This is a genomic window from Burkholderia sp. BCC0097, from assembly GCF_902832985.1.
Classification (GTDB): Bacteria; Pseudomonadota; Gammaproteobacteria; order Burkholderiales; family Burkholderiaceae; genus Burkholderia; species Burkholderia orbicola.
Map to the genome: position 1 here is coordinate 173,904 of NZ_CADFDM010000007.1, position 26,249 is coordinate 200,152.

The 26,249-nt window shown below is 68.7% G+C and carries 22 protein-coding genes; 10 read left to right on the forward strand and 12 right to left on the reverse strand.

The features are described from left to right. Nucleotides 1-441: 441 nt before the first annotated feature. Complete coding sequence (xseA, locus tag HWX07_RS23940) at nt 442-1,824, forward strand: exodeoxyribonuclease VII large subunit (RefSeq protein WP_175877899.1); 1,383 nt, start codon at nt 442-444, stop codon at nt 1,822-1,824. 232 nt (nt 1,825-2,056) lie between these two features. Then, complete coding sequence (gene sodB / locus HWX07_RS23945) at nt 2,057-2,635, forward strand: superoxide dismutase [Fe] (RefSeq protein ID WP_011546040.1); 579 nt, start codon at nt 2,057-2,059, stop codon at nt 2,633-2,635. A gap of 103 nt (nt 2,636-2,738) precedes the next feature. Here sodB and chrA read toward each other — a convergent pair whose 3' ends face one another. Beyond that, nucleotides 2,739-3,950, reverse strand: a complete 1,212-nt coding sequence (gene chrA, locus HWX07_RS23950; RefSeq protein ID WP_175877900.1) for a chromate efflux transporter — start codon at nt 3,948-3,950, stop codon at nt 2,739-2,741. 107 nt (nt 3,951-4,057) lie between these two features. After that, a complete protein-coding gene (locus HWX07_RS23955) occupies nt 4,058-4,765 on the reverse strand; it encodes a Crp/Fnr family transcriptional regulator (protein WP_175877901.1) in 708 nt (235 codons plus the stop codon). Nucleotides 4,766-4,846: 81 nt separating this feature from the next. Here HWX07_RS23955 and HWX07_RS23960 point away from each other — a divergent pair, with 81 nt between their 5' ends. The 3 genes from HWX07_RS23960 to HWX07_RS23970 all read left to right on the forward strand — a co-directional run bounded on the left by HWX07_RS23960 (nt 4,847) and on the right by HWX07_RS23970 (nt 7,116). Then, the gene (locus HWX07_RS23960) at nt 4,847-5,371 is read left to right on the forward strand and encodes an Mpo1-like protein (protein WP_175877902.1); all 525 of its coding nucleotides are present in this window, start codon (nt 4,847-4,849) and stop codon (nt 5,369-5,371) included. Next, nucleotides 5,364-6,419, forward strand: coding sequence for a 2-dehydropantoate 2-reductase (locus HWX07_RS23965; RefSeq protein ID WP_175877903.1), 1,056 nt, complete (start codon nt 5,364-5,366; stop codon nt 6,417-6,419). The genes HWX07_RS23960 and HWX07_RS23965 overlap by 8 nt, the downstream gene beginning before the upstream one ends. 91 nt (nt 6,420-6,510) lie before the next feature. After that, nucleotides 6,511-7,116 carry a methyltransferase domain-containing protein gene (locus HWX07_RS23970; protein ID WP_175877904.1) on the forward strand — a complete coding sequence of 202 codons (606 nt, stop codon included), beginning with the start codon at nt 6,511-6,513 and terminating at the stop codon, nt 7,114-7,116. Between the two features lie 19 nt (nt 7,117-7,135). On the opposite strand, the gene HWX07_RS23975 is transcribed toward HWX07_RS23970, so the two are convergent. Together HWX07_RS23975 and mdtD are read right to left on the reverse strand one after the other, a co-directional pair. After that, a complete protein-coding gene (locus HWX07_RS23975) occupies nt 7,136-8,410 on the reverse strand; it encodes an EAL domain-containing protein (protein WP_175877905.1) in 1,275 nt (424 codons plus the stop codon). 169 nt (nt 8,411-8,579) lie between these two features. Beyond that, on the reverse strand, nt 8,580-10,016 hold the full coding sequence (mdtD, locus tag HWX07_RS23980; RefSeq protein ID WP_175877906.1) for a multidrug transporter subunit MdtD: 1,437 nt from the start codon (nt 10,014-10,016) through the stop codon (nt 8,580-8,582). 240 nt (nt 10,017-10,256) lie between these two features. Here mdtD and HWX07_RS23985 point away from each other — a divergent pair, with 240 nt between their 5' ends. Next, the gene (locus HWX07_RS23985; RefSeq protein ID WP_175877907.1) at nt 10,257-10,580 is read left to right on the forward strand and encodes a DUF2917 domain-containing protein; all 324 of its coding nucleotides are present in this window, start codon (nt 10,257-10,259) and stop codon (nt 10,578-10,580) included. Here HWX07_RS23985 and HWX07_RS23990 read toward each other — a convergent pair. Further along, a complete protein-coding gene (locus HWX07_RS23990) occupies nt 10,553-11,785 on the reverse strand; it encodes a citrate/2-methylcitrate synthase (RefSeq protein ID WP_175877908.1) in 1,233 nt (410 codons plus the stop codon). The two genes, HWX07_RS23985 and HWX07_RS23990, sit on opposite strands and share 28 nt — an antisense overlap. Nucleotides 11,786-11,925: 140 nt before the next feature. Here HWX07_RS23990 and HWX07_RS23995 point away from each other — a divergent pair, with 140 nt between their 5' ends. Next, on the forward strand, nt 11,926-13,317 hold the full coding sequence (locus HWX07_RS23995) for a CoA transferase (RefSeq protein WP_175877909.1): 1,392 nt from the start codon (nt 11,926-11,928) through the stop codon (nt 13,315-13,317). 21 nt (nt 13,318-13,338) lie between these two features. Here the strand turns inward: HWX07_RS23995 and HWX07_RS24000 are convergent, their stop codons facing one another. Then, the gene (locus HWX07_RS24000) at nt 13,339-14,085 is read right to left on the reverse strand and encodes a GntR family transcriptional regulator (RefSeq protein ID WP_006489667.1); all 747 of its coding nucleotides are present in this window, start codon (nt 14,083-14,085) and stop codon (nt 13,339-13,341) included. A 167-nt stretch (nt 14,086-14,252) separates the two neighbouring features. On the opposite strand from HWX07_RS24000, the gene HWX07_RS24005 reads away from it, so the two are divergent. Next, nucleotides 14,253-15,098 carry an aldo/keto reductase gene (locus HWX07_RS24005; RefSeq protein WP_175877910.1) on the forward strand — a complete coding sequence of 282 codons (846 nt, stop codon included), beginning with the start codon at nt 14,253-14,255 and terminating at the stop codon, nt 15,096-15,098. Between the two features lie 27 nt (nt 15,099-15,125). On the opposite strand, the gene HWX07_RS37020 is transcribed toward HWX07_RS24005, so the two are convergent. The 6 genes from HWX07_RS37020 to HWX07_RS24035 form a co-directional block, all read right to left on the reverse strand. After that, entirely contained in the window at nt 15,126-16,613 is a 1,488-nt protein-coding gene (locus HWX07_RS37020) for a hypothetical protein (protein ID WP_244130033.1), read from the reverse strand. A gap of 290 nt (nt 16,614-16,903) precedes the next feature. After that, a complete protein-coding gene (locus tag HWX07_RS24015; protein WP_175877912.1) occupies nt 16,904-17,914 on the reverse strand; it encodes a HoxN/HupN/NixA family nickel/cobalt transporter in 1,011 nt (336 codons plus the stop codon). A gap of 162 nt (nt 17,915-18,076) precedes the next feature. After that, nucleotides 18,077-20,188, reverse strand: a complete 2,112-nt coding sequence (gene fusA, locus HWX07_RS24020) for an elongation factor G (RefSeq protein ID WP_175877913.1) — start codon at nt 20,186-20,188, stop codon at nt 18,077-18,079. A gap of 240 nt (nt 20,189-20,428) precedes the next feature. Next, nucleotides 20,429-20,929, reverse strand: coding sequence for a DUF192 domain-containing protein (locus HWX07_RS24025; protein ID WP_175877914.1), 501 nt, complete (start codon nt 20,927-20,929; stop codon nt 20,429-20,431). Between the two features lie 160 nt (nt 20,930-21,089). Further along, a complete protein-coding gene (locus tag HWX07_RS24030; protein ID WP_011352970.1) occupies nt 21,090-21,305 on the reverse strand; it encodes a hypothetical protein in 216 nt (71 codons plus the stop codon). Between the two features lie 281 nt (nt 21,306-21,586). Then, nucleotides 21,587-22,165 (reverse strand): pseudouridine synthase, encoded by a 579-nt coding sequence (locus HWX07_RS24035; protein ID WP_027809969.1) that lies wholly within the window; start codon nt 22,163-22,165, stop codon nt 21,587-21,589. Between the two features lie 277 nt (nt 22,166-22,442). On the opposite strand from HWX07_RS24035, the gene icd reads away from it, so the two are divergent. Both icd and HWX07_RS24045 read left to right on the forward strand, forming a co-directional pair. Further along, nucleotides 22,443-23,699 carry an NADP-dependent isocitrate dehydrogenase gene (gene icd / locus HWX07_RS24040; protein ID WP_006478026.1) on the forward strand — a complete coding sequence of 419 codons (1,257 nt, stop codon included), beginning with the start codon at nt 22,443-22,445 and terminating at the stop codon, nt 23,697-23,699. Between the two features lie 280 nt (nt 23,700-23,979). After that, nucleotides 23,980-26,208: an NADP-dependent isocitrate dehydrogenase gene (locus tag HWX07_RS24045; protein WP_175877915.1), complete on the forward strand. Its 2,229-nt coding sequence runs from the start codon at nt 23,980-23,982 to the stop codon at nt 26,206-26,208. Nucleotides 26,209-26,249: the final 41 nt, after the last annotated feature.

The following is a 26,249-nucleotide window of genomic DNA, read 5'->3' on the forward strand; positions in this document are numbered from 1 at the left end:
GCGCGGCGCGTCGTGCGCCGCGGCGAGGGACGGATTCGTCAAGGCGGATTCTCCGTTGGGCGGCGCATGCCGCTGGGTCCGTGGAAGGCGGCACTCTAGCGCGCCGCACGCCGGCGCGGCAAGCGCGACCGGCCGCCGCAGCGTGCGGGGCCGGATCGCGGCGCCTTGTGGATAACTCTGTGAAGAACTCCCCGGTCGATTGCCTCAAACGCCCGTCCGGCGGGCCTCGAATCGGATGAGAATCATTCTGAAAGGTTTAAAAAATTATAAAAATCAAGGTGTTACAGAGAATCGTCTGGTTTTTTTAGCGGTTTCCGAGCGTTTTACGCGGACGAATGCCAGAGTGTGGACACCTTCCGTGCGCGGGGGCGAATGCGGCGGCGCTGGACGCCGCGCGCGTGTCGGACTATCGTGACGCCGCCAGCATTCATCCGACCGCCCATGCTTTCCGATTCCCCTTTTTCCGCCCCCGGCGCCACGCGCGGCGGCGACGAAGTGATTCCCGTTTCGGCGCTCAATCGTGCGATTTCGACGATGCTCGAGCGCTCGTTTCCGTTGCTGTGGATTTCCGGCGAAGTGTCGAATTTCACACGCGCCGCGAGCGGCCACTGGTATTTCTCGATCAAGGACCAGCAGGCGCAGATGCGCTGCGTGATGTTCCGCGGCCGCGCCCAGTACGCGGAATTCACGCCGCGCGAAGGCGATCGCATCGAGGTGCGCGCGGTCGTCACGATGTACGAGCCGCGCGGCGAAGTGCAGCTCAACGTCGAAGCCGTGCGGCGCACCGGGCAGGGGCGCCTGTACGAGGCATTCCTGCGGCTGAAGGCGCAGCTCGAGGCCGAGGGCCTGTTCGCCCCCGAGCGCAAGCGGCCGCTGCCGGCGCACCCGCGCGCGATCGGCATCGTCACGTCGCTGCAGGCCGCCGCGCTGCGCGACGTGCTGACCACGCTCGCCCGGCGTGCGCCGCATATTCCGGTGATCGTCTATCCGGCCCCCGTGCAGGGCGCCGGTTCCGCCGAAAAGCTCGTCGCGGCCGTCGCGACCGCGAATGCGCGGCGCGAGGTCGACGTGCTGCTGGTCTGTCGCGGCGGCGGCTCGATCGAGGATCTGTGGTCGTTCAACGACGAAGCGCTGGCGCGCGCGATCGCGGCGAGCGAGCTGCCGGTCGTCAGCGGCGTCGGGCACGAAACCGATTTCACGATCGCCGACTTCGCGGCCGACCTGCGCGCGCCGACGCCGACCGGCGCGGCCGAACTCGCGAGCCCGCAGCGGGCGCTGCTGCTGCGCGAGGTCGACGAGCGCCAGCGTGCGCTCGCGCGCGGCATGGCGCGCCGGCTCGAACAGCGCGCGCAGCAGCTCGACTGGCTCGCGCGCCGGCTCGTGAGTCCGGCCGAGCGGCTGCAGCGGCAGCGCACGCACGTCGAGCAGCTCGCGGTGCGGCTGGCATCGGCGGCGTCGCGGCCGGTGCGCGATGCCCGTGCGCGTTTCGCGCTCGCGCAGTTGCGCTGGCAGCGCGCGCGGCCCGATGCGTCGCAGGCGCGCCATGCGCTCGCGGGGCTGTCGCAGCGTCTCGCCAGCGCGTTGCAGCGCCGTCACGAGCGCGACACGGCGCGTGTGTCAGCCTGTGCCGCTCGGCTCGAGGTGCTGAGCCCGCAGCGCACGCTCGAGCGCGGCTATGCGGCGCTGATCGATGCGCAGACGGGCCGCGCGGTGCGCGCGCCGAACGCGCTGAAGCCGCAGCGGCGCCTGACCGTGCATCTCGCCGAAGGCTCGGCGGACGTGTCGCTCGCCGACGTGCAGCCGCGGCTGACCGATACGATCTGACGTAAGAAGCGGCGCGCGCGACACGCGAGGATCGCTGCAACGCATGCGGCGCGGCCGGGCACGAATGCTGCGCATCGTCCGGGTCGTCCTGCCGGACGTCGCGCCAGCGGCGCTTTTCCGCATACCGCGGATAAATGGCCCGTGAGTTTGCGGGGTTATTCGTCCTCGCCTACAATCGGACGCTCGGCAGCATCCAACACAGCCTCCCTACATACTCAACGAAGGAATCGCCATGGCTCATACGCTCCCGCCGCTCCCGTACGCTGAAGACGCACTCGCGCCGACCATCTCGCTCGAGACGATCCAGTATCACTACGGCAAGCACCATCAGGCATATGTGACGAACCTGAACAATCTGATCCCGGGCACGGAATTCGAAAACCTGCCGCTGGAAGAGATCGTGAAGAAGTCGTCGGGCGGCATCTTCAACAACGCCGCGCAAGTCTGGAACCACACGTTCTTCTGGAACAGCCTGTCGCCGAACGGCGGCGGCGCACCGACGGGCGCGCTGGGCGACGCGATCAACGCGAAGTGGGGTTCGTACGACGCATTCAAGGAAGCGTTCACGAAGGCCGCGGTCGGCACGTTCGGTTCGGGCTGGGCATGGCTCGTGAAGAAGGCCGACGGTTCGCTCGACATCGTGTCGACGAGCAACGCCGCCACGCCGCTGACGACCGCCGACAAGGCGCTGCTGACGATCGACGTGTGGGAACACGCGTACTACATCGACTACCGCAACGCCCGTCCGAAGTTCGTCGAAGCGTACTGGAACATCGTGAACTGGGACTTCGCCGCGAAGAACTTCGCGTAAGTCCGGCGCCTGCGCGCCGCCACGGCGCGCGGCATCGAAGAAAAGCCCTCGTTTCGAGGGCTTTTTGTTTTTGGCGCGCCCCGAACGTGCCGCGTCCGCCGGATCAGCCGGCGATGCCGAGCAGCCAGCCGAGCGCCGCGCTCGCGATCACGACGGCCCACGGCGGCACGCGCCAGAACACCAGCGCGACGAAGGCGACCAGCGCGGCGGCCAGGTCGCGGGGCGCGACGATCGTGTCGGTCCAGACCGGGTGATAGAGCGCGGCGAGCAGCAGCCCGACGACGGCCGCGTTCACGCCGGCGAGCGCGGCCTGCATGTGCGCGCTGCGGCGCAGGCGTTCCCAGAACGGTGCGGTGCCGGCGATGAGCAGGAACGACGGCGCGAAGATCGACACGAGTGCGATCGTGCCGCCGAGCCAGCCGTTCGGCGCATCGCGCAGCGACGCACCGAGGAATGCCGAGAACGTGAACAGCGGCCCCGGCACGGCCTGCGCGACGCCATACCCGGCGAGAAACGCCGAATCGCCGACCCAGCCGGGCGCGACCACGGCCGCCTGCAGCAGCGGCAGCACCACGTGGCCGCCGCCGAACACGAGCGCACCCGTGCGGAAGAACGCATCGACGACGGCGAGCGTATCGGAGCGCAGCACGCGGGCCGCGAACGGCAGCGCGACGAGCAGCGCCGCGAACAGCACGAGCCACAGCACGCCCGCGCGGGGCGACACGTGCAGCGGCAACGGTTCGTGCGCGTCGCGCGCCGGTTGCGGCAGCAGCACGAGACCGGCGGCGCCAGCCACGACGATCACCGCGATCTGTGTCCAGGCGGCCGGCGCGAGCAGCGCGACGCAGGCGGCCGCGGCCATCAGCGTGACGCGCCGTGCATCCGGGCACAGCGTGCGCGCCATGCCCCATACGGCTTGCGCGATCACCGCGACGGACACGATGCGCAGCCCGTGCAGCGCGCCGGCTTCGATCGGCGCGCCCGTCGCGTGAACGCCGAGCGCGAACAGCATCATCAGCAGCGCCGACGGCAGCGTGAAACCGAGCCACGCGGCGAACATGCCGGCATAGCCGGCACGCGCGAGACCGATCGCCATTCCGACCTGGCTGCTCGCCGGCCCCGGCAGGAACTGGCACAGCCCGACGAGATCGGCATAGGTGCGCTCGGTGAGCCAGCCGCGCCGCGTGACGAATTCCGCGCGAAAGTAGCCGAGATGCGCGACCGGTCCCCCGAACGACGTGAGGCCGAGCCGCAGGAACGCAATGAAGACGGGCCACGGATGACGGGCGGGGGCGGGGACGGTCGACGTGTTCAAGGCGGTGCGCGCGGCGGACGGAAGGAGCCGCCACGATAGCGCAACTCGGCGGTCGCGGGGCAGCGCGCAGCAGTCGACAAAGGCCGACAGAGGCCGTTGCGCGGCGTTCAGGACGCGCCGTCGCCGAGCCCGCTCGCGCGGCGCAATGCGTCGATGTCGACGAGCTCGATCTCGCCGACGTGCAGCCGCACCGCGCCGTCGGCCTGCAATGCCTTCAGCAACTGGTTGGTGGTCTGCCGCGTCAGCGACAGCATCGACGCGAGCGTTTCCTGCGACAGCCGGATATGCGTGCGCCCGGCGCTGATGCCGCCGTAGCCTTCGGCGATCATCAGCAGCCGCGCGGCGAGCCGCTGCGCGGCCGGCATCACGCTCATCGACTCGACGGTCAGGAAGCTCAGGCGCAGCTTTTGCGCCATCAGCAGCGCGAACTGCCGCCAGTATTGCGGCGTGGTATCGAGGATCGCGAGCAGCGCGGCCTGCGGCACGTGCAGCAGCAGCGCATCGTCGAGCGCGATGGCGTCGTGCGTGCGCGGCTGGCCGTCGAACAACGCGATCTCGCCAAACCAGGTGACCGGCTCGGCCACCGTCAGCAGCGCTTCCTTGCCCTGCGGATCGACCGCACCTATCGTGAGTGAACCGGCCAGTACCGCGTACAGCCCGCACGGCGGGTCGCCGCGCCGGAACAGCGCGTGGCCGGACGGCAGGCGGCGCAGCGTCGCGCGGGCGATCAGGTCGGCGCGCAGCGCGGGCGGCAGCCCGGCGAACCACGGGTTCGCTTCGATCTGCGGCAGGTACGGGGCGAGCGAAGAAGGCATGGGCACGCGATGTCGGGTAGCTGACAGAGGTTCTCGGGCGTGACGCGCATCATAGCGCTCGATAACCGATCAGGAGACGCCATGAAGACCCTCGAGGACCATCTTTCCCAGTATGCGGCCTACCATCGCGACGCGCGCAACATCGCGACGCATCTGGTCGGCATCCCGATGATCGTGTTCGCGGTCGAGGTGCTGCTGTCGCGGCCGGCGCTCGGGATGCTGGCCGGCATCGCGCTGTCGCCGGCGCTGCTGCTCGCCGTCGTGTCCGCGCTGTTCTACCTGCGTCTCGACCTGCGGTTCGGGATCGCGATGACCGTGCTGCTCGCGCTCGGCCTGTGGGCCGCGCAGTCGCTGGCGCCGCTGCCGACCGCGCAATGGCTCGCGATCGGCATCGGCGCGTTCGTCGTCGGCTGGATCGTGCAGTTCGTCGGGCACTGGTTCGAAGGCCGCAAGCCCGCGTTCGTCGACGATCTGGCCGGCCTGATCGTCGGGCCGCTGTTCGTCGTCGCCGAGGTCGCGTTCTTCGCGGGGCTGCGCGGCGACGTGCGCCGCGAAGTCGAGCGGCGCGCGGGCCCCGTGCATGGCGGCGCGCATTCGCATGTCTGATGCGTCGGCCGGGCCGGTCTGCGTATTCGGCGCGGGCGCGGTCGGCTGCTATCTCGGCGGCCGCCTCGCGGCAGCCGGCGCGCACGTCACGCTCGTCGGCCGCGCGCGCATCGGTGAGGCGATTCATCTGCACGGACTCACGCTGACCGACCGGCGCGGCTATCGCGGGGCGCTCGCGCCGGCCGATGTCCGATTCGCCGTCGATCCGGCCGCGGCGGCCGACGCGCGGCTCGTGCTGGTCGCGGTGAAGTCGGCCGCCACGCGCGAGGCCGCCGCGCAACTGGCCGGCGTGCTGCGGCCGGGCACGACCGTGATCAGCTTCCAGAACGGCCTGCACAACGCCGACGTGCTGCGCGACGTACTTCCGCAAGCGACCGTGCTGGCCGGCATGGTGCCGTTCAACGTGATCGAGCGCGGGCCCGGCGCGTTTCACCAGGGCTCGGCCGGGAGGCTGGCGGTCGACGCGTCGCCCTCGCTGCAGCCGTTCACTGGCCTGTTCGCGCGCGCCGGCTTGCCGCTCGTGCTGCATCGCGACATGCGCGCCGTGCAGTGGGCGAAGCTGCTGCTCAACCTGAACAATGCGGTCAATGCGCTCGCGAACCTGCCGCTGCGCGACGAACTCGCCCAACGCACGTACCGGCGCTGCGTCGCATTGGCCCAGCGCGAGGCGCTGCACTGGCTGGCGCGGGCCGCGATCCGGCCTGCACGCTTGACGCCGCTGCCGGCCGCATGGATTCCGGCGATGCTCGATCTGCCCGATGCGGCTTTCCGCGTGCTCGGCGGCCGGATGCTCGCGATCGATCCGTTGGCGCGCTCGTCGATGTCCGACGATCTCGCGATGCGCCGGGCGACCGAAGTCGAATGGATCAACGGCGAAATCGTGCGGCTGGCCGGGCGCTTCGACGCGCCGGCGCCGGTCAATGCGCGGCTGTGCGCGCTCGTCCACGAAGCGGAAAGCGCGGCGACGCGTCCGGCGTGGCGCGGCGACGCGCTGTGGGCCGATCTGGCCGCGCAGGCGCCGCGTGAGGGCCATGTGCCGGCCGCGTAGGCTGGCTTCGCGGCGCTTGCCGGCGGTGCGGGCCGGCCGCAACGACTAAGATGCGGAGTGCGTCATCCGACGCCCCTGCGGAGCAATCGCCATGGTGGATCGCCCGACTCTCGATGCCTACGACGCCCATGCCGCGCAATACGCGCAGGACTGGCTCGACCAGGCTGCGCCCGACGACATGTATGCGCTGCTCGAACAGCATTTCTCGCCGGGGCTGACCGCCGACGTCGGCTGCGGCGCGGGGCGCGACACGGCCTGGCTCGCGTCGCGCGGCTTCGACGTGCGCGGCTACGACGCGAGCGCCGCGCTGCTCGACGAGGCGCGGCGGCGCCATCGCGATCTGACGTTCGAACTGGCCGCGCTGCCGGCGCTGGGCGGCGTACCGTCCGGCGCGTTTCGCAACGTGCTGTGCGAAACGGTCGTCATGCATCTCGAACAGGCGGACGCAGCGGCTGCTGCCGCGCGGCTGGCCGATCTGCTGATGCCGGGCGGCACGTTGTACCTGAGCTGGCGGGTGGCCGGAGGCGGCATGTTGCGCGACGAACGTGGCCGCCTCTATACACCGCTCGACTCGGCGCGGATGCATGCGGCGCTGGGCGCGGGCGTGCACGTGATCGACGAACACGAAGTGGTCAGCGCGTCGTCCGGCAAGCGCGTGCACCGGCTGATCGTGCGCAAGGCGGGCGGCGACGCGTGAGCGCGCCGCGCCGGCGAACTCACTCGCGGCTGAGTGCCGCTTCCCAGTTGATGTCGACGCAGAGCACCTGCATGCCGGTCGTGGCCGGTGCGGCGATCGACGCGGTCACGCACAGGTGCGCCTCGTTGATCGACAGGTAGGGTGGCGTCAGATGCACGCCGCCGGGCGCGCGCATCGCGTCGATGAAGTACGGGCGGCGTTCCCAGCTCGCGCCTTCGGAATGCAGCAGCGGGCGGAAGCGCTTCGCACGTTGCGACACGCTGCCGCGCGCGAGCACGTTGTCGCCGATCTGGCGGCCCGACGCGTCGAGCAGGAAGCAGCGCGCGGTCTCGGGCAGCCCGAGCACGGCGGCCGCCGCATCGGTGAGCGATTCGCCCGCGCCGAGCTTGCGGCTCGCGTCCTCGAGCGCGGCCACGTACGGCGCGAGCCGTTCCGCCTGCGTGCGTTCGCGCTGCGCGACGCGCAGCCGCAGCGCGGCCGACAGCGTATCCATGCAGCCCGCGGCGGCCTGCGGCTGCACGGGATCGACGCTCGGCCCCGCGAAGTACTGGCCCTGCACGAAATCGACGTCGCATTCGAGCGCGATCAGCGCGTCGCGTTCGGTCGCGAGCCCGCCCATCAGCACGAGCTGGCCGGATTCGTGCAGCAACGACACGAGTCCCGGCAGCACGCGTTCGAGATGCGAGTGCTCGCTCGCCTGCGCGAGGATGCCGCGGTCGAGCGTGACGATGTCGGGATGCAAATGCCACACGCGATCGATGTTCGAATGCTTCGCGCCGAACCCGACGAGCGCGATCAGGAAGCCGGCCTTGCGCAGCCCGTCGATGATCGCCGCATAGCGCGGCGTCTCGCCGCCGGCCTGCTCGGGCACCTCGAGCACCACGCGGTGCGGCGGCAGCCCGAGCGCCTTCAGATTCGCGAGCAGCGCGTCGCCGTAGATGGTGTCCATCAGCGCGGCCGGATGCAGGCTCAGGAAGAGCCATTCGTCGTGGCTGTCGAACGCGTGGAAGTTACCGAGATGCAACGATTCGGCGAGCCGGCCGAGCTCGAGCAGGTCGCCGCGCCGCGCCGCCTGCGTGAACACCTCGTGCGACGCCACCTGGCGGCTTTCCTCGTCGTGCGCGCGCAGCGACGCGTGATAGCCGATCGCGCGCCGGTGCGACACCGAGAAAACCGGCTGAAACACGCTGAACACGGTGTAGCCGCCGTACAGCACGGTGCGCCGGTTCCCGTCGTCGCCGGCGACCGGGCGGGGCGGCTGAAAGCCGGGGGGATCGATTTCGATCATGCTCATGATGTCGGCCGAAGGAAGACTGCCAGTTTACCCACAGAATAGGCGAGCAAGAAGCATGCACGGCAGGGCGTCGCGTGCGGCTGCCGTCGCGCGGTCGGTACGCGCACGCGCGCCGGGCCGTGTTGCACCGCGATGGTGCGTTCCGGCCCGATTCGGCGCGCGCCGGGCGTCACGCGCGCTCGGACGGGTCGGTCTTGCGCGCGGTGCTGCGGATCTCCGGCGCGAGCTGCGCGAAGATCCACGCGGACGCGGCCGTGATGATCCCGACGCAGATGAACGTCGCATGGAACGCCGGCAGCGTGTTGCTCGGCGTCACGGTGCGCAGCATGCCGGTGAACGTCGCGAGCAGCGCGCCGGCGACCGTGACGCCGAGGCTCATCGACAACATCTGCACGAGCGAGAACAGGCTGTTGCCGCTGCTCGCGCCGCCGGTACCGAGATCCTTCAGCGTCAGCGTGTTCATCGCGGTGAACTGCATCGAGTTGAAGCCGCCGAACAGCGCGAGATGCACGACCTTCACCCACACCGGCACCGTGTCGCGCATCAGCGCGAAGCTCGCCATCATCACGCCGACCATGATCGTGTTCACGAGCAGCACCTTGCGATAGCCGTGCTGCGTGATCAGCCGCGTGATGATCCGCTTCGAGAACATGCCGGCCGCCGCGACCGGCAGCATCATCAGCCCGGCCTCGAACGCCGAGTAGCCGAGGCTCACCTGCAGCAGCAGCGGGATCAGGTACGGCATCGCGCCGCTGCCGATCCGCGCGAACAGGTTGCCGAGCAGCCCGACGCTGAACGTGTGGATCTTGAACAGCTCCAGCGAGAAGATCGGCTGCGGCGCGCGCACCGCGTACAGCCCGTACGCGACGAAGCACGCGAGGCTCAGGATCAGCAGCACCAGCACGGCCGCATGCTGCATGCCGAGATCGGCGAGCCCGTCGAGCGACAGCGAGATCGCGACCATGCCGATCGTCAGCAGCAGATAGCCCTTCAGGTCGAAGCGGCCGGCGGCCGGGTTGCGCGAGTCGGGCATCGAGTAGAAGGTCGCGATGCAGCCCGCGACGCCGACCGGCACGTTGATCAGGAAGATCCAGTGCCACGACGCGATCTTCACGAGCCAGCCGCCGAGCGTCGGCCCGATCAGCGGGCCGATCAGGCCCGGAATCGCGACGAACGACAGCGCGGGCAGGTAGCGCTCGGCCGGGAACGTGCGCAGCACCGCGAGCCGCCCGACCGGCAGCAGCATCGCGCCGCCGACGCCCTGCACGACGCGGAACGCGACGAGCTGCGTCAACGTATGCGCGTTCGCACACAGCAGCGAGCCGAGCGAGAACACCAGGATCGCGCTGAAGAACACGCGCCGCGTGCCGAACGTATCGGCGAGCCAGCCCGACACGGGGATCATCACCGCCATCGTCAGCGAGTATGCGATCACGACCGATTGCATTCGCAGCGGCGATTCGCCGAGGCTCGCGGCCATCGACGGCAGCGCCGTGTTGACGATCGTCGCGTCGAGCGTCTGCATGAAGAAGCCCGTCGCAACGAGCCAGAGCATTACGGTGAGGTTCTTTTCGCCGGGAGCGGCGGCGGGCGGGCGTTGGAACATGACGGCGGGGGCGGTGGCGCGGGACAGCCGACATTGTAGGGAAAGCCGCCGCGCCGTGCAGGTTCGGCGCGGTATGTCGTGCGGCCGCCGGCCGGGTCGGCCCGGGCCGGCCCGCGGGAAGCCTGTCCCCATCGGCCGGCCAGTACAGTTCAGCCAAAAGTGTCTGCGGCCGTATCTGTCCGTGTGCCGTCACTGTCCGAAATACTGGCGTCATCGAACTCGTGCGACCAGGAGGCTGCCATGCGCGAACTGCGACTTTACGTGATGGACGGCGACGAACCGGCCGGACGATGGCGGATCGTCGATCGCACGCTGCTCGAGGTGGCCGAGGGCGACGTGTGGGTGACCGTCGAAGGCCGGCCCGACGATCATTGGCTGGGCGCGGGCGCATCGTTGACCTTGCTGCCCGGCATGCGCGCGTGGGTCAGCGCCGGGCCGCGCGGCGCGACGTTCGCATTCGGCCCGCTCGCGGCGCCGGCCGTGCGCACCGCGCCTGCGTGGTGGCGCCCGTTCGCCGCGTGGCGTGACGGCCGGCGTCACGCGGCCGCGTCACTGCCGACGTAGCGGGCGCGTGGGCGGATCAGCTTCCCGTCCGCGTACTGTTCGAGCGCATGCGCGATCCAGCCGGCCGTGCGGCCGGCCGCGAACAGCGTGAACGCCGCGCCGTCGGGCAGCGCGAGCGTGCGCTCCAGCACCGCGAGCGCGAAATCGATCGCCGGCCGCAGGCCCGTCGCCGCTTCGACGCGTGCGGCGAGCGCGTGCGCCGCGCGCAGCGCCGGCCGCTCGGGCGCCGCCGCGTGCAGCGCATCGAGCAGCGCCCGCGCGCGCGGGTCGCCGTCGGGGTACAGCGGGTGTGCGAAGCCGGACAGGGCAGTGCGGCCGCCGTCCGCGCGTTCGTCGCGCGCCAGCCGCAGCGCGAGGTAGCGATCGAGATCGGCGGCGCGGGTGGCTTCGTCGAGCAGCGTGCCGGCGCGAAACGTCTCGCCGCCGTGGCGCGGCCCCGACAGCGCCGCGAGCCCGCCCGAGATCGCGCCGAACAGATGGGTGCCGGTCGACGCGATGCAGCGCACCGCGAAGGTCGACGGATTCAGTTCGTGATCGGCGCACAGCACGAGCGCGCGCCGCAGCAGGTCGGCTTCATTGCGCCGCCGCACGCGCCACGCGGCGGCGAGCTGTTGGTGCACGGGTGCGTCGCCCGGCGCGATGCCGGCGAGCGCGGCCGTCGCGACGCGCAGCAGCAGCGCCGCGGAATCGAGCTGTGCGTCGCGCCCCTGCGCCCACAGGCGCGGCAGCGACGCGGCGGCGGCCGGCAGCAGCACCAGCGTGCGTTCGAGCGGCGCGAGGTGCGCCCAGCGACGCGCCCAGTCGTCCCACTGCGCCGCGTCGAAACCGGTCGACGCGAGCGACGCGGCGGCCAGCCGCGCGGGCGGACAGTCCCACAGCCGCGCGGCCGTTTCTTCGAGTGTCGCCGTGTCGGCCAGCGCGATCGCATCGGTGTCGCGATAGCGCAGGCGACCGTCAGCGATCTGCGTGATCCGCGATTCCAGGACCGGCACGCCCCAGTCGAGCGAACGTTCGGCGACGCCGCCCGCGCGCTTCGCGTCGGCCCGGCGGCGCGCGAGCACGCGCACTTCGTTGGCGTCGTAACGGCGGCGCTTGGTCGCGCCGTCGGGCAGCGAGTGCAGCAAGCCGCGGCTCACGTACGCGTAAAGGGTGCTCACGCTGACGCCGAGCATGCCGGCCGCTTCCTGCGCAGTGACGGATGTCATGCCGGTAGCTCCTGTCGCCGCGCATGAAGCGCCGGCGCGCTACAACTATTCGTTATGTATTGATTCGCGCAATCAAGATTGATCGCGCCTGTCGCGAATTCTAGACTCGATTCCGTCTCCTCAACGGCGTTTCCTTCACCATGACACCCGATTCCGCCTTGGCGCATCTTTGGCAACTCGCACGCGGCGAATGCGACGCGCTGGCCCGCACGACCGTGACCGGGCAGGACCCGACGCTACCGTCGACGTTTCATGTCGGCACGCTCGCCGCCGCGACGATCGCCGCAGCCGGGCTCGCGGCAGCCGAGTGTCATCGGCTGCGGACGGGCGTGGCGCAATCGGTCGACGTGTCGGTGCGCGACGCGCTCGTGGCGTTCCGCAGCGAACGCTACCTGCGCGTGGACGACGGGCCGCCGCCGGAATTGCGTCATCCGGTGACCGGCTTCTTCGAGACGGGCGACGGGCGCTGGATTCAACTGCACGCGAATTTTCCGCATCACCTGCACGGTATTCTCGACGTACTCGGCTGCGGCCCGCAGCCCGCCGACGTCGCCGCGGCGATCCGTACCTGGGACGGCGCGGCGCTCGATACCGCGCTGGCCGAGGCCGGCCTGTGCGCGGCATTGATCAGAACCCCTGACGAATGGGCGGCGCACGAGCAGGCGCGTGCGATCGCGTCGCTGCCGCTGTTCGAGATCGAGCGGATCGGCGACGCGCCGGCCGAGCCGATCGGCCGCGGCGAGGCGAGCCAGCCGCTGGCCGGCGTGCGCGTGCTCGATCTCACGCGCATCATCGCGGGGCCGGTCGCGGGCCGCACGCTGGCGTCGCACGGCGCGCAGACGCTGCTCGTCAACGGTCCGCACCTGCCGAACATCGCGCCGCTCGTGATCGACAACGGGCGCGGCAAGCGTTCGACGTGGATCGATCTGCGCGACGCGGCAGGCGTCGATACGCTGCACGCCCTGGCGCGCGACGCGGACGTGTTTCTGCAGTCGTACCGCCCCGGCGCGCTCGCCGCGCGCGGTTTCACGCCGCAGGCGCTGGCGGCGCGGCGGCCCGGCATCGTCTATGTGTCGGTATCGGCGTACGGGCATGCAGGGCCGTGGGCGCAGCGGCGCGGGTTCGACAGCCTCGTGCAGTCGGCGAGCGGAATCGCATGGCACGAGCAGCAGGCCGCGCAGGCGAGCGGGCCGCGCCATCTGCCGTGCCAGGCGCTCGACCATGCAACGGGGTATCTCGCGGCGTTCGGCGCGATGATCGCGCTCGCCCGGCGGGCGCGCGAAGGGGGAAGCTGGCACGTGCGGATGTCGCTCGCGCAGACGGGGCGCTGGCTGCAGTCGTTCGGCGCGGTGCCGGACGGGCTGCAGGCGCCCGATCTCGCGCTGGCCGACGTGCGCGACCGGATCGACCGTATCGCGTCGCCGTTCGGCGCGCTCGACACCGTGCGGCCGGCCGAGCGCTTGTCGGCGACGCCGCCGTCGTTCGCGCGGCCGCCCGTGCCGCTCGGCACCGACGACGCGCGCTGGCTGTGAGGGCCGGTGGCGCGGCTCGCGTTACTTGCGCAGCTCGACGACGAAATCGTAGTAGTCGTTGCGGCAGTAGGTATCGGTCAGCTCGATCGCGCGCTGGTCGGACGTATAGCCGATCCGCGTGATCAGCAGCAGCGCGTCGTGCGGGGCGATGCCCATCTGCTCGGCGATCTCGTCGGTCGCGTTGACCGCGCGGAAATGCTGCAGCGCGCGCACGATCGGTGTGCCGCGCGCTTCGAGATAGCTGTACAGCGAGCCGACGATCGCCTGCGGATCGGGAATCAGCGTCGCGGGGAACGTCGAGTTCTCGACGGCCATCACGATGCCGTCGGCGAGACGCAGGCGTTTCAGGCGCGTAACCGATGCGGCCGGCGACAGTCCGAGCTGGATCACTTCGTCGCGGTTGGCGGGCTGGATTTCGCGCGCGAGCCACTGCGAGCTCGGCTTGAAACCGCGGCGCTCGAGCATCTCGCTGAAGCTCGACAGCCGCGACAGTGGATCTTCGTAGCGCGGCTGGATGAAGTTGCCCGCGCCCTGGGTACGGCGGATCAGGCCTTGCTCGACGAGCAGCGCGATCGCCTTGCGCGCGGTGATGCGCGACACGCCGAGCGCCTCGGACAACACACGCTCGGAAGGCAGCGCTTCGCCGGCCGTCCAGCGGTTGTCGTGGATCGCATCGCCGAGCTTGCGGGCGAGCTGCAGGTAGAGCGGCGTATCGTTGTCGGGGTCGGGGCGCAGATCCTGCCAGCGGTCGTCCGTGGGTGCCTTCATACAATGGGTATCGATCAGGTTGCGGCCATTCTAAGTCATCATGCCGCGCCGTTATAGCCGGTTTTTGCCGCGTAATAGGCCGGGGGCGCACCGATTGACTACACTGATGCGTCGTATCCGATGCTTCGGCCGCGGTGAGCGGCCACGAATCCGCGACGAGGACACGCATGACAGACACGATCGCCACGGTCGTCTTGCCGAACGGCGAGACGATTCCGAAGCTGGGCCTGGGTACCTGGGAAATGGGCGAGCGTCCGGCGCGGCGCGCGGACGAGATCGCCGCGCTGCGCGAAGGCATCGAACTCGGGATGACGCTGGTCGATACCGCCGAGATGTACGGCGACGGCGCGACCGAGGAACTCGTCGGCGACGCGCTCGCCGGCCTGCGCGACGACGTGTTCCTCGTCAGCAAGGTCTATCCGCACCATGCGAGCCGGCGCGGCGTCGTCGCCGCGTGCGACGCGAGCCTCAAGCGCCTGCGTACCGATCGCCTCGACCTGTACCTGCTGCACTGGCGCGGGTCGGTGCCGCTCGCGGAAACGGTCGAGGGCTTCGACGCGTTGCAGCGCGCGGGCAAGATCCGCCACTGGGGCGTGAGCAACTTCGATACGGCCGACATGGCCGAGCTCGTCGACGAGGCGGGCGGCGGTGCGTGCGCAACCAACCAGATTCTCTACAACATCGCGCGACGCGGTCCGGAATTCGACCTGCTGCCGTGGCTGGCCGATCATCGGATTCCTGCGATGGCGTACAGCCCGGTCGATCACGGGCGGCTGCCGAAACGCTCGCCGCTCGACGAGATCGCGCGGCTGCGCGGCGTGTCGGTGATGCGCGTCGCGCTGGCATGGGTGCTCGCGCAGCCGGGCGTATTCGCGATTCCGAAGGCGGCGCGGATCGAGCACGTGCGTGACAACCGCGCCGCGCTCGATGTCGTGTTCAGCGATGACGAGCGCGCGCAGCTTGACGCATATTTCCGTCCGCCGCGCAGCAAGCGCGCGCTCGAGATGCTCTGACCGACTTCGGCCGGGCAACGCGTCGGGTCAGTGGTTGCCGCCGGACGATCCGCCGTTGCCGTGACCGCCGCCATTGCCGTTGCCGGTGCCATGGCCGTTGCCGACGCCGTTGGCACCGCCGTTGCCGGCGCCGCCGCTGCCATTGCCGTTACCGTTGCCGCCACCATTGCCGTGGCCGCCGGTGCCGTTGGCGCCGCCGCTCCCGCCGCCGTTACCTGCGCTTCCGCCGCCGTTACCGTTGCCGCCGCCGGCATTGCCACTGTTGCCGCCATTGCCGCGGCCGTTGCCGACGCCGTTGGCGCCGCCATTGCCGGCTCCGCCGCTGCCGTTGCCATTGCCGTTGCCGCCGCCGTTGCCGTGGCCACCACCGCCGTTACCATGGCCGCCGCCGCCGCCGCCGCCGCCGTTGCCACCGCCGTTGCCACCGCCGTTGCCGCCGCCACCGCCACCGCCACCGTTGCCATGGCCGCCGCCATTGCCGTTGCCACCGCCACCGTTACCATGGCCGCCGCCATTGCCGTGGCCACCGCCGCCGTCACCATGGCCGCCGCCATTGCCGTGACCACCACCGCCGTCACCATGGCCACCGTGACCGCCACCGCCGTCACCATGGCCGCCGCCGTTGCCGTGACCGTCACCGCCGTCACCATGGCCGCCGCCATGGCCGTGACCACCGCCGTCACCATCGCCACCACCACCGTGGCCACCGCCACCCGAGGTGCCTCCACCGGAAGTACCGCCACCCGAAGTACCGCCACCCGAAGTACCGCCACCCGAAGTACCGCCACCCGAAGTACCGCCACCCGAAGTGCCGCCACCCGAAGTGCCGCCACCCGAAGTGCCGCCACCCGAAGTGCCGCCACCCGAAGTGCCGCCACCCGAAGTGCCGCCACCCGAAGTGCCGCCACCCGAAGTGCCGCCACCCGAAGTGCCGCCACCCGAGGTGCCGCCGCCTGAAGTGCCTCCACCGGAAGTACCGCCACCCGAAGTGCCACCACCCGAAGTGCCGCCACCCGAAGTGCCACCACCCGAAGTGCCACCACCCGAAGTGCCGCCGCCTGAAGTACCGCCACCGGAAGTACCGCCACCCGAGGTCCCGCCACCCGAGCCACCGTTGCCGGACGCATTGCCTCCACGGCCCGTGCCGCTCGTACTGCCTGAGGTACCACCGGTCGTTCCGCCGACGCCGGCAGGTCCGACGGCGCCGTTCCCGTTGTTTCCGCCGCTACCGTTTCCATTGCCGCTGCCGCTGCCGCCCGCACCGGCACCGCCATTACCGACGCCCCGCCCGGCATAAACGTGCACCGCGCACGCAGCCGGATTGGCGGCGCACGGCGATGCGTTCTCGACCAGCGTCATGATGGTGTCCGCGCTGGCATTTGCGTCGGACACGGAGTCAGGTGTGGTGTTCTGTGCGACGGCATACGAGCAGCAGCACGCCAAAGCGGCCGCGGCCAGCAAGGTTGCACGAGGGCGCCGTCCCGCCGTGCGGAACGGTTGTTTCGTCTTATGCATCATGGCCTCCCCATGCGCGCGATGCCTCGTTGCCGCGCGACTATTCACGTGTGGTGCAGGGGGGCTTAAAAGATTCGTTGTCCTATCGTCGGCCGATGGCCTTCGGGCCAGCGCCTGACGCTGGCCGCGAACGCGGATCGGCACGCGGGCCCGCCGTGCGCATCCCACTCTGCGAGATTCGTGCCACCGGCCGCGCGGGCCCGTGGCGCAAGGCGGGCGCAGTCGCGTGACCACGCATGCAACGTCGTTGGGGAGGGTTTTGTTTCCGGAATGAAACGTCGGGGCGTCGTTCAGCGCGCCGGCGCGTCGGCCGCGCGTTGCCAGCGGTGGAACAGGATCGACGTGATCCAGCAGACGAGGAACAGCGCGACGATGCCATAGCCGATCGAGCCGAAGCGTTCGCCGAGCGCATCGAGCGTGTCGCGCACGGGGCCCGTCAGCGACAGCTTGTCGGCCAGCAGGCCGGCCGCTTCGATCCCGCCGATCGCCAGCGCGACGGCCGCCGACACGAACGTGATGCTCGCGTTGTAGAGCAGCTTGCGCTGCGGATCGTCCATCGCCCAGCCGTACGCCTGAATCATCAGCACGTTGTCGGTCGAGTCGATCAGCGTCATGCCGGCGGTGAAAAGCGCGGGGAACAGCATGACCGTATAGATCGGCAGCCCCTGGCTCGCCTGCGCGGCGGCAATCGCGAGCAGGCCGATTTCGGTTGCAGTATCGAAACCGAGCCCGAACAGCACGCCGACCGGATACATGTGCCAGCTCTTCGACACGAACCGGAACAACGGCCGTAGCAACCGCGAGACGAGGCCGACGGGACGATGATCGTGCGCGCCGTCGTGCGTGTGCCCGGAAGCGCCGCGATAGCGTCGCCACACGTCGCGCAGGATCATCAGGTTCACGCACGCGAGCACCAGCAGGAAGGTGGCCGATACCGCCGTGCCGATCGTGCCGCCGATGTCGCGGAACGCATCGAACCGGTCGCGCAACGCGAACGCGGTCAGCGCGATGCCGAGCGTCGCGGCGATCACGATCGTCGAATGGCCGAGCGAGAAGAACAGGCCGACGCTCACCGGACGTTGGCCGTCCTGCATCAGTTTGCGCGTCGCGACGTCGATCGCGGCGATGTGATCCGCGTCGACCGCATGGCGCAGCCCTAGCCCGTACGCGATCGCCGCGGTGCCGAACAGCAGCGGATGATCGCGCAGCACGGCGAGCGCCCACAGCCAGACGGCGACGTTCGCGGCGATCAGGCCGGCATAGAGGGTCAGCAGGCGGCGCAGGGCAGGGGTGGGCGGCATCGGGCGGGTTCCATCTGACGAATCGCCATCCATTGTGGCACGCTAAAAAAAGCTCGGCGCGCCGATCAAAAAGCCACGAACGCGATGCGCGCCGGAAGAAAAAAGCCCGTCCGGAACGAACCGGACGGGCTTTGAACGCATGCGCCAGCGAGCGAGCCGCGCTTACTTCACTTTGGCGTTGATCACGGCTTCCGACACGTTCGCCGGCGTTTCCGCGTAGTGCTTGAACTCCATCGTGTACGTCGCGCGGCCCTGCGTGGCCGAACGCAGTGACGTCGAATAGCCGAACATTTCCGCGAGCGGCACCTCGGCGCGTACCAGCTTGCCGCCACCGCCCGCGATGTCCTCCATCCCCTGCACGATGCCGCGCCGGCTCGACAGGTCGCCCATCACGTTGCCCATGAAGTCCTCGGGCGTCTCGACCTCGACGGCCATCATCGGCTCGAGCAGCACCGGCTTCGCCTTGCGCATCGCTTCCTTGAACGCCATCGAGCCCGCCATCCGGAACGCGTTTTCGTTCGAGTCGACGTCGTGGTACGAACCGAACGTCAGATGCACCTTCACGTCGACGACCGGGTAGCCCGCGAGCACGCCGCTCTTCAGCGTCTCGATGATGCCCTTGTCGACGGCCGGGATGAACTCGCGCGGAATCACGCCGCCCTTGATCTCGTCGAGGAACTCGTAGCCCTTGCCGGGGTTCGGCTCCAGCGTGATCACCGCATGACCGTACTGGCCGCGACCGCCCGACTGCTTGACGAACTTGCCTTCGACGTCGGCCGCCGTCGTGCGCACCGTTTCGCGATACGCGACCTGCGGCTTGCCGACCGTCGCCTCGACGCCGAACTCGCGCTTCATCCGGTCGACCAGGATTTCGAGGTGGAGCTCGCCCATCCCCGAAATGATGGTCTGGCCGGACTCTTCGTCAGTCTGCACGCGGAACGACGGATCTTCCTGCGCAAGACGGTTCAGCGCGAGGCCCATCTTTTCCTGGTCGGCCTTCGTCTTCGGCTCGACGGCCTGCGAGATCACCGGCTCCGGGAATTCCATCTTCTCGAGGATGATCGGCTTCTGCGGATCGCACAGCGTGTCGCCCGTCGTCGCTTCCTTCAGGCCGACGGCCGCCGCGATGTCGCCCGCGCGCACTTCCTTGATTTCCTTGCGCTCGTTCGCGTGCATCTGCAGGATCCGGCCGAGCCGCTCCTTCTTGTCCTTCGTCGCGTTGAGCACGGTATCGCCCGACTCCACGACGCCCGAATACACGCGGAAGAAGATCAGCTGGCCGACGAACGGGTCGGTCATGATCTTGAACGCGAGCGACGAGAACGGCTCGTCGTCGCTCGGATGACGCTCCGCCGGCTTTTCCGGATCGGCGAAGTCGTGGCCGAGGATCGCGGGCACGTCGACCGGCGACGGCAGGTAGTCGATCACCGCGTCGAGCATCGCCTGCACGCCCTTGTTCTTGAACGCGCTGCCGCACAGCATCGGCACGATCTCGTTCGCGATCGTGCGCTGGCGCAGCGCGGCCTTGATCTCGTCCTCGGTCAGCGATTCATGGTCGTGCAGATACTTCTCGAGCAGTTCCTCGCTCGCTTCGGCGGCGGCCTCGACCATCTTCTCGCGCCATTCGTGCGCGAGCTCGACGAGGTTCGCGGGGATGTCCTCGTAGGTGAACTTCACGCCCTGGCTTTCGTCGTCCCACACGATCGCCTTCATCTTCACGAGGTCGACGACGCCCTGGAAATGATCTTCCGCGCCGATCGGAATCTGGATCGGCACGGCGACGCCTTTCAGGCGCTCGCCGATCTGCTTCTGCACGCGGAAGAAGTCGGCGCCGATCCGGTCCATCTTGTTGACGAACGCGATGCGCGGCACCTTGTACTTGTTGGCCTGGCGCCACACGGTTTCCGATTGCGGCTGCACGCCGCCGACCGAGTCGTAGACCATGCACGCGCCGTCGAGCACGCGCATCGAGCGCTCGACTTCGATCGTGAAGTCGACGTGCCCGGGCGTGTCGATGATGTTGATCCGGTGCTCCGGATAGTTGCCGGCCATGCCCTTCCAGAAGGCCGTGGTCGCCGCCGACGTGATCGTGATGCCGCGTTCCTGCTCCTGCTCCATCCAGTCCATCGTGGCCGCGCCGTCGTGCACTTCACCGATCTTGTGGCTCACACCGGTGTAAAACAGGATGCGCTCGGTCGTCGTGGTCTTGCCGGCATCGATGTGAGCGCTGATCCCGATATTTCGATAGCGCTCGATGGGGGTTTTGCGGGGCACGTGAACCTCCTGGTGGTTCGGATCGTAAGCGGGCCGGCTGATTGGGTGCCGGCCCGGGCTGGAACTAGCGAGACTTAAAGGATAGCGCTTGTCCGTGGCTTTTGCAGATGCGGGCAGCGGGTGCCGAATCAAGGCGAGCGCCGCGGGCGGACGAAAAAAAACCGGCGCCCGACAGGAAATGACGGGCGGCCGGCTGTTCGGTCGGGGCGTGGCGCGATGCCGCCGCGCGGACCGTTGCGGTTACTGGGCCCGCGGCAGGCCGTCGAGCTTCATGCCGGGCTTGATGCCCTTCGCGGCGAACCAGCCCTTGCTCATCTCGAGCGCATAGACGCCGTTGTTGCGCGGGCAGTGGTTGTCGGTGGTTTCCGCGCGCATCTCGTCGATGTCGGTGATCGTGCCGTCCGCGCGGATGAACGCGATCGACAGCGGAATCAGCGTGTTCTTCATCCAGAAGCAGTGCACGGCGTTCTCGTTGAAGACGAACAGCATGCCTTCGTTCGGCGCGAGCTGCGAACGGTACATCAGCCCCTGTTCGCGGTCGGCGTCGTTCGCGGCGACGGCCGCGTCGATCACGTACATGCCGGCGCGCAGCTTCACGCGCGGGAACTCGCTCGGCTGCTTGGCGCCGGGCGGCACTTGCGCGCTGGCGGCCTGCATGCCGAGTGCGAAGACGGCGAGCGCGGCGGGAAACACGGCGGCACGCGCAAGGCGGCCGAGCGACGGGCGCAGGGAGAAGTGCACAGCATGGCTCCTGTCTGGAAAACGAGACCCGCATGGTACGCGATGCGCGCCGGCGGGCACAAAAAAGAAAAAGGCAGATCGCCTTGCGGTGATCTGCCTTTCAACGCCGTAAGAACGGCAAGACTGCGTGTTCTTGACTGCGTTATTACAGCCAGCTTACTTAGTTCGAAGCAGCTGCCGGTGCTGCTGCGTCGCTTGCTGCAGCCTTCTTCGATGCCTTGTGGTGCTTCTTGGCAGCGTGGTGCTTCTTGGCAGCGTGCTTAGCCGGTGCCGAAGCAGCTTCTGCTGCTGCCGGAGCAGCTTCCGGAGCCGAAGCTTGTGCGAAAGCAGCCGTTGCGAAGAGGCCAGCGACCAGAGCGGCGATCAGTTTGTTCATGTTGTGTTCCTCAGCTTTAGTTAATTAACCAAATGACCCGGCAATAGGAGTCATGTCGTCTAACGGTGCCATCCACCTTTCGGTTGACAGACGCTTCGAGAAATTTCTCTTTGCGCTGCGGGCGCCGAATCGTATTCGAATAAAACGTCGCTTTCGTGACGCAAACACGGGTTCGGCTGCCAATGCCGGATAGCTAAGGTTGGCATCTGCGTGGTTTAACGCACGATCTCCGCAGGCGGTTGACGAAAAAGATGACGAAAAATGCGCACGTCCCGGATTCGTCATCCGGCGGGCGCGAAACCGTCCCACGGCGCGCGCGGCGGCAGCGCGATCGTTTCTCCCGGTGCAATGCCGAGCGCGAATATGTCCAGTGCGCCGATGCCGACGCGCACCAGGCGCAACGTGGGGAAGCCGACGGCCGCCGTCATCCGGCGCACCTGCCGGTTCTTGCCCTCGGTGATCGCCAGCTCGATCCACGTGGTCGGGATCGCGGCGCGGTAGCGGATCGGCGGATTGCGCGGCCACAGCGTGTCGGGCGGCTCGATGAATTCGGCGCGGCACGGGCGCGTCACATAGTCGCCGAGGTCGACGCCGCGGGCGAGCGCCTTCAGGTCGGCCGGCCCCGGCGCGCCGTCGACCTGCGCCCAGTAGCGCTTCACCAGCTTGTGGCGCGGCTCCGCGATGCGGGCCTGCAGCCCGCCGTCGTCGGTGAGCAGCAGCAGCCCCTCGCTGTCCGCGTCGAGCCGGCCGGCCGCATACACGCCGGGCGTTTTGACCCAGTCGCCGAGCGACGGCCGCGTCTCGTGCGCGGAAAACTGGCAAATCGTGCCGAACGGCTTGTTGAGGGCGATCAGGTTCATGGCGGGGCGCCCGCCCGGCGCCCCGCAGGGAGCGGGGGCGGGCGGTCTATGGCAAATGGCGGAATCTTAATGCATAATACGGAACGGCAAGTCCTCTGTCTTATATAAGACATAAGTGAGGTCTTGATACGCAGTGCCGCGGTTCGCGCCGAAGTGCCCGGTTGGGGCGCTAGAATAGCGGCTCGCTGTTGCCGTCACGGGGTGGCCATGCCGCGCCCCCGCCGCGCGCGCAGCTTCGACCAGCATCACCTGCTCAGCCACGTCACTGGAGTCGATCATGCCGTATCAGCACATCAAGGTTCCGGAGGGCGGTGACAAGATCACCGTCAACAAGGACTTCTCGCTCAACGTTTCCGATCAGCCGATCATTCCCTATATCGAAGGCGACGGTACGGGCTTCGATATCACCCCGGTCATGATCAAGGTCGTCGATGCGGCGGTCGCGCATGCCTACAAGGGCAAGCGCAAGATCCACTGGATGGAGATTTTCGCGGGCGAGAAGGCGACCAAGGTGTACGGCCCGGACGTGTGGCTGCCGGACGAAACGCTGCAGGTCCTGAAGGAATACGTGGTGTCGATCAAGGGGCCGCTCACGACCCCGGTCGGCGGCGGCATCCGTTCGCTGAACGTCGCGCTGCGCCAGGAGCTCGATCTCTACGTGTGCCTGCGCCCGGTCCAGTACTTCAAGGGCGTGCCGTCGCCGGTGCGCGAGCCGCAGAAGATCGACATGGTGATCTTCCGCGAGAACTCGGAAGACATCTACGCGGGCATCGAATGGGCCGCGGGCTCCGAGCAGGCGAAGAAGGTCATCAAGTTCCTGCAGGACGAGATGGGCGTGAAGAAGATCCGCTTCCCGGAAACCTCGGGGATCGGCGTCAAGCCCGTGTCGACCGAGGGCACCGAGCGTCTCGTGCGCAAGGCGATCCAGTACGCGATCGACAACGATCGCAAGTCGGTCACGCTGGTGCACAAGGGCAACATCATGAAGTTCACGGAAGGCCTGTTCCGTGACGCCGGCTACGCGCTCGCGCAGAAGGAATTCGGCGGCGAGCTGATCGACGGCGGCCCGTGGATGCGCGTGAAGAACCCGAAGACGGGCAACGAGATCGTGATCAAGGATTCGATCGCCGATGCGTTCCTGCAGCAGATCCTGCTGCGCCCGGCCGAATACGACGTGATCGCGACGCTGAACCTGAACGGCGACTACATCTCCGACGCGCTGGCCGCGCAGGTCGGCGGCATCGGGATCGCGCCGGGCGCGAACCTGTCGGATTCGGTCGCGATGTTCGAGGCGACGCACGGCACGGCGCCGAAGTACGCGGGCAAGGATTACGTGAACCCCGGTTCCGAGATCCTGTCGGCGGAAATGATGCTGCGCCACCTCGGCTGGACGGAAGCGGCCGACACGATCATCGCCGCGATGGAGAAGTCGATTCTGCAGAAGCGCGTCACGTACGACTTCGCGCGCCTGATGGAAGGCGCGACGCAGGTGTCGTGCTCCGGCTTCGGCGAAGTGCTGATCGAGAACATGTAAGACCCCTTCCGGGGTGGGCCGGCACGGTGCCGGCCGCCCCGGCGCTGACTGCCGGCGCCGGAGCGTTTCGTGGATGGCAGGTTTGTTGGCAGGGCGGCCCGGCATGCGGGCCGCGGCGCCGCGAAGCGGCCCGCAAGCCCTGCAAGGTAGACCATGACGGCCCTCGCAACACCACCGCCCGGCTGAGCCGGCGCCCCTTTCGCGATCGACCCGGTCGCTCCCCGCCGGTTACCGCCGGCGCTCCTCAGTCCCACAATCACGTAGCAATGCTTTGACCACCATGTCCACTTCGCCCAAGATCATCTACACCCTCACCGACGAAGCGCCGGCGCTCGCGACCTACTCGCTGCTGCCGATCGTCAAGGCCTTCACGCGTTCGTCCGGCGTCGCCGTCGAAACGCGCGACATCTCGCTCGCCGGCCGCATCATCGCGGCATTCGCAGACGTCCTGCCGTCGGAGCAGAAGGGTTCCGACGATCTGGCCGAACTGGGCCAGCTCACGCTGAAGCCGGAAGCGAACATCATCAAGCTGCCGAACATCAGCGCATCGGTGCCGCAGCTGAAGGCCGCGATCGCCGAACTGCAGGCGCAGGGCTACGCGCTGCCGGCCTATCCGGAAGATCCGTCGACCGACGAAGAGAAGGCCGTCAAGGCGCGCTACGACAAGATCAAGGGCAGCGCGGTGAACCCGGTGCTGCGCGAAGGCAACTCCGACCGCCGCGCGCCGTTGTCGGTCAAGAACTACGCACGCAAGCATCCGCACAAGATGGGCGCGTGGAAGGCCACGTCGAAGGCGCACGTCGCGCACATGACCGAAGGCGACTTCTACGGCAGCGAGAAGTCGGCGCTGATCGCCGATGCCGGCAGCGTGAAGATCGAACTCACGACGGCCGACGGCGCGAAGAAGGTGCTGAAGGAAAAGACGGCCGTGAAGGCCGGTGAAGTGATCGACGCGTCGGTGATGAGCCGCAACGCGCTGCGCAGCTTCATCGAAGCGCAGATCGCCGACGCGAAGGCGCAGGACGTGCTGTTCTCGGTGCACCTGAAGGCGACCATGATGAAGGTCTCGGACCCGATCCTGTTCGGTCACTTCGTGTCGGTGTTCTACCGCGACGCGCTCGCGAAGCATGCGGACGTGCTGGCGAAGGCCGGCTTCAACCCGAACAACGGGATCGGCGACCTGTACGCGCGCCTGAAGGACCTGCCGGCCGACACGCGCGAAGCGATCGAAGCCGACGTCAAGGCCGAGTACGCGGTGCGCCCGCGCCTCGCGATGGTCAACTCGGACAAGGGCATCACGAACCTGCACGTGCCGAGCGACGTGATCGTCGACGCATCGATGCCGGCGATGATCCGCGATTCGGGCGGCATGTGGGGCCCGGACGGTCAGCTGTATGACGCGAAGGCCGTGATTCCGGACCGCTGCTACGCGGGCGTGTACCAGGCCGTGATCGAAGACTGCAAGCAGCACGGCGCGTTCGATCCGGTCACGATGGGCAGCGTGCCGAACGTCGGCCTGATGGCGCAGGCGGCCGAGGAATACGGTTCGCACGACAAGACGTTCCAGATCCCGGCGGACGGCGTCGTGCGCGTCATCGACGAAGCCGGCAACGTGCTGCTCGAGCACGCGGTCGAGTCGGGCGACATCTGGCGCATGTGCCAGACGAAGGACGCACCGGTGCAGGACTGGGTCAAGCTTGCGGTCAACCGCGCCCGCGCGACCGGCGCCCCGGCCGTGTTCTGGCTCGACCCGGCGCGCGCGCACGATGCGCAGATCATCGCGAAGGTCGAACGCTACCTGAAGGATCACGACACGAACGGCCTCGACATCCGCATCATGACGCCGGTCGACGCCACGCGGTTCTCGCTCGAGCGCATCCGCGCGGGCAAGGACACGATTTCGGTCACCGGCAACGTGCTGCGCGACTACCTGACCGACCTGTTCCCGATCATGGAACTCGGCACCAGCGCGAAGATGCTGTCGATCGTGCCGCTGATGGCCGGCGGCGGGATGTTCGAAACGGGTGCGGGCGGTTCCGCGCCGAAGCACGTGCAGCAGTTCGTCGAGGAAGGCTTCCTGCGCTGGGATTCGCTCGGCGAATTCCTCGCGCTGGCCGCGTCGCTCGAACACCTCGGCAACGCTTATCAAAACCCGAAGGCGCTCGTGCTTGCGAAGACGCTCGACCAGGCGACCGGCAAGTTCCTGGACGAGAACAAGTCGCCGGCGCGCAAGGTCGGTGGCCTCGACAACCGCGGCAGCCACTTCTATCTGTGCCTGTACTGGGCGCAGGCGCTGGCCGAGCAGACCGAGGACGCCGCGCTGAAGGCGCAGTTCGAGGGTGTCGCGAAGGCGCTGTCCGACAACGAAGCGCGCATCCTGGAAGAACTGGCGGCCGCACAAGGCAAGCCGCAGGCGATCGGCGGCTACTACCGTCCGAACGTCGAGCTGACGAGCCAGGCCATGCGCCCGAGCGCGACGCTGAACGGCATCGTCGACGCGCTCGCCTGACGCCGGCCGCGCCAGCGCGCGAGCCCGTACATGTGCCGGTG